The 9,254-nt window shown below is 67.8% G+C and carries 10 protein-coding genes; 7 read left to right on the top strand and 3 right to left on the bottom strand.

What is annotated here, in order from left to right; genetic code table 11:
* The coding region (locus Q8Q77_RS20650; RefSeq protein WP_305585996.1) for an Arm DNA-binding domain-containing protein at positions 1–355 on the bottom strand (355 nt) is incomplete at its 3' end.
* 571 nt (positions 356–926) lie between these two features.
* Between Q8Q77_RS20650 and Q8Q77_RS20645 the strand changes: the two genes are divergently transcribed.
* From Q8Q77_RS20645 to Q8Q77_RS20625, 5 genes are all read left to right on the top strand, one after another.
* The gene (locus tag Q8Q77_RS20645) at positions 927–1,262 is read left to right on the top strand and encodes a hypothetical protein (RefSeq protein ID WP_305585995.1); all 336 of its coding nucleotides are present in this window, start codon (positions 927–929) and stop codon (positions 1,260–1,262) included.
* A complete protein-coding gene (locus Q8Q77_RS20640) occupies positions 1,259–1,801 on the top strand; it encodes a putative toxin-antitoxin system toxin component, PIN family (RefSeq protein WP_305585992.1) in 543 nt (180 codons plus the stop codon). Before Q8Q77_RS20645 ends, Q8Q77_RS20640 begins: the two co-directional genes overlap by 4 nt.
* A 346-nt stretch (positions 1,802–2,147) precedes the next feature.
* A complete protein-coding gene (locus Q8Q77_RS20635) occupies positions 2,148–3,062 on the top strand; it encodes a hypothetical protein (protein WP_305585991.1) in 915 nt (304 codons plus the stop codon).
* Between the two features lie 25 nt (positions 3,063–3,087).
* On the top strand, positions 3,088–3,885 hold the full coding sequence (locus Q8Q77_RS20630) for an SDR family oxidoreductase (protein WP_305585990.1): 798 nt from the start codon (positions 3,088–3,090) through the stop codon (positions 3,883–3,885).
* Positions 3,886–4,305: 420 nt separating this feature from the next.
* Positions 4,306–5,178, top strand: a complete 873-nt coding sequence (locus tag Q8Q77_RS20625) for a PEPxxWA-CTERM sorting domain-containing protein (protein ID WP_305585988.1) — start codon at positions 4,306–4,308, stop codon at positions 5,176–5,178.
* A 67-nt stretch (positions 5,179–5,245) separates the two neighbouring features.
* On the opposite strand, the gene Q8Q77_RS20620 is transcribed toward Q8Q77_RS20625, so the two are convergent.
* Positions 5,246–6,397: a S9 family peptidase gene (locus Q8Q77_RS20620; RefSeq protein ID WP_305585987.1), complete on the bottom strand. Its 1,152-nt coding sequence runs from the start codon at positions 6,395–6,397 to the stop codon at positions 5,246–5,248.
* Positions 6,398–6,503: 106 nt separating this feature from the next.
* On the opposite strand from Q8Q77_RS20620, the gene Q8Q77_RS20615 reads away from it, so the two are divergent.
* Complete coding sequence (locus tag Q8Q77_RS20615; RefSeq protein ID WP_305585986.1) at positions 6,504–7,148, top strand: TetR/AcrR family transcriptional regulator; 645 nt, start codon at positions 6,504–6,506, stop codon at positions 7,146–7,148.
* A gap of 18 nt (positions 7,149–7,166) precedes the next feature.
* Positions 7,167–7,856, top strand: a complete 690-nt coding sequence (locus tag Q8Q77_RS20610) for a VOC family protein (protein ID WP_305585985.1) — start codon at positions 7,167–7,169, stop codon at positions 7,854–7,856.
* Here the strand turns inward: Q8Q77_RS20610 and Q8Q77_RS20605 are convergent.
* A complete protein-coding gene (locus tag Q8Q77_RS20605) occupies positions 7,853–9,100 on the bottom strand; it encodes a DUF1254 domain-containing protein (RefSeq protein ID WP_305585984.1) in 1,248 nt (415 codons plus the stop codon). The two genes, Q8Q77_RS20610 and Q8Q77_RS20605, sit on opposite strands and share 4 nt — an antisense overlap.
* Between the last annotated feature and the right edge of the window lie 154 nt (positions 9,101–9,254).

The following is a 9,254-nucleotide window of genomic DNA, read 5'->3' as shown; positions in this document are numbered from 1 at the left end:
TCAGGTGGGCGTCCCTGTATCGCTCCCATGCGCCGCGGAGCGTAATCGCCCCGGGTCTGGGTTTGGCCGCTTCGCCGGGCCGCTCGCCCCGCGCGATCGACGCGAGCGCCTCCTTGGCCTTGGTGCGAGCCTCGCGAGTGGTGATGTCCCCGAACTCGCCTAGCTTGATCTGAGCGCGGATTTCGCGGACGCCATGGCGCCAGAACTCGCCCTCGACCATGTAGGTCTTGGAGCGCTTGCCAACCTGGACGAAGAACCCTCCAAGTTCGGTGTCACGCGCCTTGTACTGGCCTGACGTCGCGAAGGGCAGCCGGATGATCGCCTTGTCGGTCAGCAGAAGCTGTTGAGATGCCATGAGGCCCTCAGAATTTTAGTCGGGGATTAGTCGGGGGAAGCCGATTCCGAGGGTGTACTCAGTTCGATCGCGCCAACATTCGCCAGACTACGAAAAATGCCTTACGGAACAATGGCATAAATATCCAGAAAATGAAAGCAGTAGTACTGTAGAGTGGCCCCGAAAACGGCTGGATATATTCTACGAATCTGAGGGTCGGACGTTCGAATCGTTCCGGGCGCGCCAAATTCTCCTGTGAATCAACCGACTAGAGCAGCGCGCGCTCGGCCGCCTAGTTTCGTTGGCGTTTTACTCCGGGGTATTGGGTCGGGCGTGGTGCTTGTTGTCGACGTTGGCCGCAGAGAACTCAGTCGTAACCCAGGTAGCTGATGCGCATCCGCTAAGGCGTCGACCGCCAAACTGCCGCGAGATAGCCGTCTTCCCGGGCTAGCGGCCGGCGACTCGACGAGGCGGCCTTCTCGAACGGTCGGGGTTGCGAATTTCAGCGCTGACGCACTCCATGACGCTGGGTGGCTTGTCAGCTATGGCTCGGCGATCTATATATAGCTCCTATAGGATCTGGAGAACCGGCATGGCGACGCTGTCCGCGCACACCGATGAGGCCACGGCTTCGCGCGTCAGTGAAATGGCGAAGCTCGAAGACCGCACGTCTTCACAGATCACCGCCGCTGCGGTGCGCTGGTACGTGCGCCTGCCGGCGTCGGCGCGCGACGCCCTGCGCCGGATCGAAGCCCAAGGCGATCAGGCGATCGACGAAGCTGCGTGGGCTGTTGGCCGAACGCTGCTTGACCGCCAATACGAGGACGCCCTCAAGGCGGGTCTTGGCCGTGCGCCCTCGACCTTGCCGGCGGATGCCTCCGAGGAGGATATCCTTTCGGAGGCCGTGCGGATCACGCGCCGCCGTTGACTGGCCATTCCGTGGTTAGGATTTGCCTGGATCTCAACGTCTGGTGCGCCGCCTATCTCGCCGATCGCGCCGGCCGGCAGGGGACCGCATCGCAAACTCTAGTAGAAGCGGCGCGATCGGGCCAAGCCGGGCGTGAGCCGCTGCAACTCGTCGTCTCCTGGGGCATGCTCGAACGCCTAAAGCTCGTTCTTGTGGGCCAGCTCCAATTCGATCTCTCGGAAGCGAGCGCGCTGGTGGACGCGATCGCGGGCTATGCCCACATCGGCCCCTCTCTCACGCTTGGCCGCGTCGGCGTTATCCCTATCCACGACATCGAGGATCGGCATGTGCTCGAAACAGCCTGGGCCGGCCGGGCCGACGTCCTCGTGACCGCGAACCTGCAGGATTTCGTTCAAGACGACGATGAAATTGTCCTGGAGGGCCGCACCTACCGACTGACCCGCGGCGGGGGAACCATGATCTTGGCGCATCCTTTCGAAGCCGCCGGCTGGCTGCGCGACGGAACCTGGCGGATCACCGGCGACGCAACGGGAGCCTAGCGCCGGACCTCTCTCGGATGCGCCCCGGCTACATTCCGCAGGCCGTGTTTCACCTTCGCGGTCGATGAGAAGGACGAGTCCCGGTTGAAGGCGACTGCCGAGCTGAGTCGGCGTGGCTGCCCCTAGACATCCGACACCTTCGCCTGGCCACTCGACTCCAGCTTCGGCCAGCGCGCGTATCCGGATCTCCGGCGCAGCAGTTTCGCGCAAAGCCTATTCGAGATTCAAACAATTGTTTGGATTCCATCTGTGAGCGTCTATGTAGATCCTGCTGCGCCGGCTCTAAGCGCCGGTGGACGCAGATGCAGACGCAGACCGCGCGCTGCTGCAGTGGAAGGAGACGCGCATGAGCTTCGCGACCCCCCTCAGCCTCGCCGGCCCCCTGCGCCGACCCAGGCAGATGCTGTCCGACCAGGAATATGGCGGGCACTCGTCGATCCACGACGACGCCATGGCCGAGAAGCTGGGGTTCCGCGCGGGGCCGATCGAGGGGCCTACGCACTTCAGCCAGTTCCAGCCGCTGCTCGCCCGGATCTGGGGACAGGCCTGGTTCGAGCGCGGCTGCCTTTCGTCCCATTTCCTGAACATGGTCGTGGAGGGCGAGGAGGTCCGCGCCTTCGCCGAGATCCCGCCTGCAGGGGCCACGTCCACGCGGGTGTGGGCCGAGAAGGCGGACGGCACGCCGGTCCTGGAAGCGAGCGCGAGCCTGGGTTCCGACGCCGGACCGACCTTGCTGGAAACTCGCATGGCGGCCCTGCGCGCGCCCGGCCGGCTGCTGATCCTGGAGGACCTGAATGTCGGCATGACCGGCGCGAAGGACGAGCGGGTGCGGATGGACCCCGACAAGAACATGGGAGCGCTCTATCCCTTCAGCCTGAACCAGAAGCTAGCGGCGATCACCGAGACCTCGCCCTGGTATTCTGACGCCGCGGCATCGCCCTGGGGACGGGCGATCATCCCGTTCGAGATGCTGAGCGTGTTGTTCGAACACTCCAGCCGCGAGGCCGCCTTCCCGGTGAAGGGACCGGCGGTTGGCCTTTTCGCCGACCAGGAGATCCGGCTGATCGACGGGCCGCTGTTCGTGGGCGAGGACTACATCCTGCGGCGCGAGATCGTCGCACTGGCCGAGAGCAAGCGCACCGAGTCTTACTGGGTGCGCACGCGGGCCTTCGACGCGCGCGGCGAGAAGCCGGTGGCCGAGATGCTCCTGAACCACGCCACCCTGAAACACTCGTTCGCCGGCTACGCCGAAGCGAACTGACCTCCGATCGAGAAGGACGCTACCGATGCATGTGAAGGACAAGGTCGTCGTTGTGACCGGCGGCGCCGACGGGATCGGGGCGGCGCTCTGCCGCCGCTTCGCCCACGAGGGCGCGCGGGTCGTGGTCGTGGCGGACCGCAACGGCGAGGGGGCTGCCGCGGTGGCCCGCGAGATCGGCGGCGAGGCCGCCACCCTGGACGTCAGCGACGGCGAGGCCATGGCGGCCATGGTGGCCGATGTCGAGGCGCGCCACGGCGGCATCGACCTCTTCTGCTCGAACGCCGGCGTGGGCGACGGCGATCCCGACCGGCAGAACGCGGCCTCGTCGCCCGACGCGATCTGGCAGCGGGCCTGGAACGTCAACGTCATGGCCCATGTGCACGCCGCCCGCGCGGTCATTCCGGGCATGCAGGCGCGGGGCGGCGGCTATCTCCTGAACACCATCTCGGCCGCGGGTCTGCTCTCGCAGATCGGCGGGGCGGTCTATTCGACGACCAAGCACGCCGCGGTGGGCTTCGCGGAGTCGCTGGCGATCACCCACGGCGACCAGGGCCTCAAGATCTCGATCCTGTGCCCACAGGGCGTCGACACCGCCATGCTGCGCCAGGGCGACGCGGCGTCCCAGCCGCAGAACCTGGACGGCGTGCTGACCCCCGACGCGGTGGCCGAAAGCGTGATCGAGGGCTTGGCGGCGGAGACGTTCCTGATCCTGCCGCACCCGATCGTGCTCAGCTACATGCAGCGCAAGGCTGGCGACTACGACCGCTGGCTGGGCGGCATGCGCCGGCTACGGGGAAAGATGACGGGCGCCTCATTGGCGTGAGATCGGTTCTCGGGACGGGGGCGGCTCCTGGCCGGACAACCCGGTCTATGCGCTGATCGGCGAACATACCCGCCCAGGGCCCATTCCTGCGGCGCCGGCCGTCCACGCGCTTGAACCCTGCCGGACGCTATAGGTCCCGTTGTCGGCGCTGGTCGCTTCGACGAGTTCGTCTCGGCCATAGCGGCTCCCGAGCCGGCCACCGAGCGCTCAATGGAGGCCCGGTTCCGCCACGGCGGGGCCGGGCCTTTCTGCGTCCGGGTTCGCCATCGCAGCCGTGTGGGCCCAAGCGAGTCAACCTCGAGGGGAATCCTGACCCCAGGGCTGTTAAGCATGGTTAACGTCGCCACACCCAGAGCAAGAATTTCGCTATCGAGGGTCGACGTTTCTCAACAAATGGGGGTACCGCTGCATATCAGAACGATGCTCGCCGCCACGGCCATGGCGGTGGTTTTCGCGACGGCTGCCCATGCCGCCCCGACCATTGTCTACGACACCGAACTGGGCGCCATCGCGCCGGGGACGACCACGACGGATTCCGCGGGAACCCGGTCGACGAACGCCGGCGCCACCCTAGGGAGCGAAGCTCCGGCGGCCGACGAGTGGCAGCAGCGCAATGTCCGCCAGAACGGCGTGGTGGGCATCACCACCGACTATGCCGACGCCAACGGCGGCAACGGCTCCATCTATTTCAGCACCGACGGGTCGAACCCCTCCAAGGCCGACATGGAGTACTATTTCTCCACGCCGCAACTGCTGTCGGACTTCACCGGCGGCGGCTACGACTGGCTTCGCGACAGCGCCTCGACCATCGGCTCGGCGCCCGCGCCGGCCTATCGACTGATCATGAACAACGCAGCCGGCGGCTTCGGCTACTTCGTCTACGAGCCCTACAACCAGCCCCCGGGCACGGTGGCGACAGACGCCTGGCAGACGACCTTGATCGACACCTCCACCTCGCTGTTCTGGGCCACGGGGCTCAACTTCACCATTCCGGCCCCCGGCGGCGTCGGTCCGTCCTGCCAGTCGTGCCTGCACACCCTGGCCGAATGGTCGGCCGCCAACACCGGCGCCAAGGTGATCGGCTTCTCGACCGGGGTCGGCTCGGGCTGGAACGGCGGCACCTTCGTCGGCGCGGTGGACAATGTCAGCTTCGCCTTCGGACGCGACACGGCGAGCTTCGACTTCGAGGTCTCGGCGGTGCCGGAGCCCGCGACCTGGGCGCTGATGATCTCGGGCTTCGGTCTGGCGGGTGTCGCCCTCCGCCGTCGCAGGTTGGCGGCCCTCAACGCCTGACCCGACGAAGCGAGGCTGCGGCCGGCGGCCGGACGGGGCGACCCGTCCGGCCGTCTTGCGTCGCGGACTAGAACCCCCGTGCGTCCAGCCAGCCGGTGACCGCCGCGGTCGCCTGGGGCAGCAGGTCTGGGCGCTCCATGTAGTAGTGGTCGGCGTCCTGGATATCGACATAGGTCTTGTCGCTCGACGCCAGGGCCGCGAACAGCCGCCGCGCGTGGCTGGGGGTGCAGGCGAGGTCGGCGGTGTTGTTGATGGTCAGCGTCGGGCAGGTGACGCCCGCGGCGTTCAGCACTCCGTTGGCCCGGCTCTCGTCATAGCTCCACTGCGACAGCCACGAGCGCAGGGTGGTGAAGCGGCCGAGCCCCACAGGCCCGTCATTGGCGATGCGCGGCTCGCCCAGATAGCAGGTGTAGGGCCGCCGGTCGGAGGGGTCCTGGGTCGGGTCGGTCCAGCGCACGTCGCACATGGTGCCGTAGACCACGAAGGGCCGCTCCATGTCGGGATCGCCGCCGGCCTTGAGGTCCGCCAGAGTCTGCTTGGCCCGCGCCGTGATGCGGCGGTTACGAGCGATCTGGGCCTCGCGGAACCGGGCCACGAAGGCGTCGGAATAGGGCGGCTGGTTCGGGCAATCGGGGCTGTAGATATTGAGCTCGGGGTCGCGGTCGAAGGGCCGGTCCTCGTCCAGGATCGAGGGATCGATCCACTCGGTCATGGTCACCGAGCGGCTGATATGGGCGGCCAGCAGCAGGACGGCGTCGGCGGGCTGCAGGCCGGCGCCTACCAGATCGACCGGGTCTCCGGCCGGGGTGGCGGTGATGGTCGGGCGGGTCGCTTGGTCCTGGTAGAACAGCGACAGCGAGCCGCCGCCCGACCAGCCGCCCAGCACGACCTTCTCATAGCCGAAGCGCGTCTTCAGGTCGGCGACGCAGGCGCCCAGGTCCAACACGCACTTCTCGAGGATCAGCGCCGTGTCGTTCCCCCGGTAGCGGGTGTTGCAATAGATGACGTGCCGCCCGGCGCGGGCCAGGGCGCTCACCAGCGGCAGGAACGAGCCGCCGCCGATGGGGTGGCTGAACAGGATGACGGTCTTGGATGTGCCGCTGTCGGGACGGATGCGCATGCACTCGACGAAGACCTGGCCCTCGGGACCGCCATAGGTCTCCTTCAGCCGGCTCTTCTCGGCGTAGGAATAGCCGTAGGGCTCACGGACGATGGCCATCGCTTCCTCCCGGGCGTCGTCCGCGGTGCTTGCGGCGAACCTCATTTTCTGATTTTAAAGTCAGAAATACTTGCAATCAGGAATACTGGCAATGGAGTCAAGGCCGATGTCCGTGGCGGTCGCCGAACGTCCCGCCAAGAAGGGGGCCCAGACCGCGGCGCGGATACGCGAGGCGGCGCTGGAGCTGTTCTCGCGGCTGGGTTTCGAGCGGACGACCATGGCCGAGATCGCCGCCGAGGCCGGGGTCTCCCAGGCGACCGTCCACTACCACTTCGCCGATAAGGACCAGCTCTGGCGCGCCGCCATGCTGCAGATCCGGGCGGTCATCGCCGAGGAGGAGCGGTTGCTGGAGGCCGCCGCCGACGCCACCCCCGAGGTCCAGCTGCGCATGGCCATGCGGCTCTTCCTGCGGATCTCCTGGAACCACCCGGCGCTCGGCCGCATCGTGGCCCTGGAGGGCATGGCGGGGGGCGAGCGGCTGGACTGGCTGGACGCCCACCTCATCGGGCCGCGCAACCGCCGCCTGGCCGAACTCGCCCAGGCCGCCATCGACTCCGGGGCGCTGAAGCCCTTTCCGGCCGCCACCATGATCATCACCCTTCAAGCGGCGGGCGCAGGGGTGATCAACCTAGCGCCCATGATGCGCAAGAGCTTCGGGCTCGACCCTTCGGAGCCGGCGGCCCGGGAGGCGCACGAACGCCTGATCATCGACGCGCTGCTGGGCGGCCTGCTCATCACGCGCACGACATAAGCCGACAGGGAGGAAACCATGGCGCAGCAACCGACCGGCATCCACCACCTGGCCTTCATGGCCGGGGATATCAAGAAGCACATCGCCTTCTTCTCGGAGGTCATGGGCTGCCCGCTGGTGGCCCTGTTCGACATGCACGGCGTGCCGGGCGGGCTGCACGCCTTCCTGCGGATGAACGACCATTCCTACTTCTCGATCGTGCAGCTTCCCGACGTCGACAAGATCCCCATCGAGCTGGGCAAGACCCACGCCGGCAACGGCGCCCTGCCGAGTGCGCCCGGGACGCTGCAGCACCTGGCCTTCGGGGTGGACACCGATGCTGACCTGATCGCCATGCGCGACCGCATCCGCAGCCACGGGATCAATGTCATCGGCCCCATCGACCACGGCATGTGCCGCTCGATCTATTTCGCCGGCCCCGACCAGATGACCCTGGAGGTCGCCACCTCGCAGGAGGCCATCGACCCGGTCCGCTGGATCGATCCGGCGGTCCTGGCCAAGGCCGGGATCGACGCCGAGGAGGCGGAACGCTTCAAGGCGCCGGCCGCCTATGCCGGCGCCAGCCCCGTGGCCCAACCGCCCTATGCCGAGGACAAGCCGCACATGGCCTATCCGAAGGAGGCCTATCTGCGGATGATCTCGGTCCCCGACGAGGTGATCACGGCCTCAGCCTCATATTCCGAGCCGCCGGTGAAGGAGCCAGCCTAGGCGACTTCCTCCAGGGCCCGCAGGCGCCAGCTTCCGTCCTGCAGGGCGGGCTTGGGGAAGTAGGCGCGGAAGAACAGACCGAACGGCCCTTCCGGCGCCGGCAGCCAGTTGCTGTCGCGCGCGGGCCGGCGTGAGCCGATCCAGATGTCCAGCGAGCCGTCCTCGTTGATCTCCAGGCCCTCCGTGCGGTCGCCGATGGCGTAGCGGCCCAGCGGATTCTCGGCGAAGAAGAACTGACCGTCCGGCGTCGCCTCGTAGATGCTGAGCGACCAGAAGGCCTCCACGGGCGGGAGCTCGCCCGCGGGGAAGTGCAGCCGCCAGTCGCGCAGGCCGTCGAAGACGCCGCGGCCCTTGCCGATGGCGCGGATGTACATGGCCTCGACCGGCGGCAGGGCGGCCAGCCCGGCGACCGCAACCAGCCCGCGATAGGCGTAGTTCTGCCCGAAGTCGCCCAGCTCCGCGCGCGGGTACGACCAGCCGTCGATCACCGAGCCGAAGGCGCCGCGGGTGAAGCCGACCCTGGCGTCGGCGACCCCGGCCTCGATCTCGGCGACCTCGGCGTCGCTGAACCGATCGGGAGTGAAGCCCGCGCCGACGCCTAAGGGCGCCATGCGGCTCAGGATCGCCCGGTCCGTGGCCGGCGGCGGGTTGAGCGTCATCAGGGCGTCGAGTGACGCGAAATAGTCCCGCCAGGGCGCGGCGCGCCGCGCGAAGGACTGGCCGATGGCGGGGCCGGGCGGCCCCTGTAGCGATATTCCCGACTGGACCGCGCGGGCGGCCTCGAGGTCGTCGGGGCCGTCCACCAGGATGCGGGCCAGCGCCCAGACCCAGGGGGTCGGGCTGCGGATCGCGTCGCCCGGCTCGGCGGCGTCCCAGGGGCCGATCAGCCGGAAGGTCCCGCCGTCGGGCCCGGTGGTGCGCGTGCCCAGTATGGCGAAGTTGTTGGTGTAGGCGTCCATCAGGGCCAGCGACAGGTAGCGCTCGCCCGACCGGGGCAGGGTGATGGTCACCGGGCCCTGGGTCAGGTCGATCTGGGCGCTGGTGTAGAGGGTGTCGTTGTTGGGCGTGGTGACGGCCCGCATCCTGTGGTCGGCCAGGTCGCGCATGTGGCCGAAGACGTTCTGCGCCCCGCCGAATCCCGCCCGGTTCTGGCGGGTCATGGCCATCTCGATAAGCGGCAGGCCGTAGATCCAGGCTTCCATGGCCGCTGCGCGCAGCCCGCCCTCCGCCATGCCGTCGCCCATCTGGTTCCCCAATCCTGATTTTCGGCCCTTGTGCCAAATCTCGCCGGGTCGTGCAGGCACAATCTGCCCCGAACGCGGGTCTCGAGCGTCTGTCTTTGGCATTTTCTCCGCCGGAGGCCATGCTACGCCAAGGCGACCGACAGGAGCCGCCGAT

This window comes from Phenylobacterium sp. (genome assembly GCF_030698145.1).
GTDB lineage: Bacteria > Pseudomonadota > Alphaproteobacteria > Caulobacterales > Caulobacteraceae > Phenylobacterium.
The sequence above is the reverse complement of the archived record's forward strand: the minus strand, read 5'-3'. Positions and strand labels throughout refer to the sequence as shown.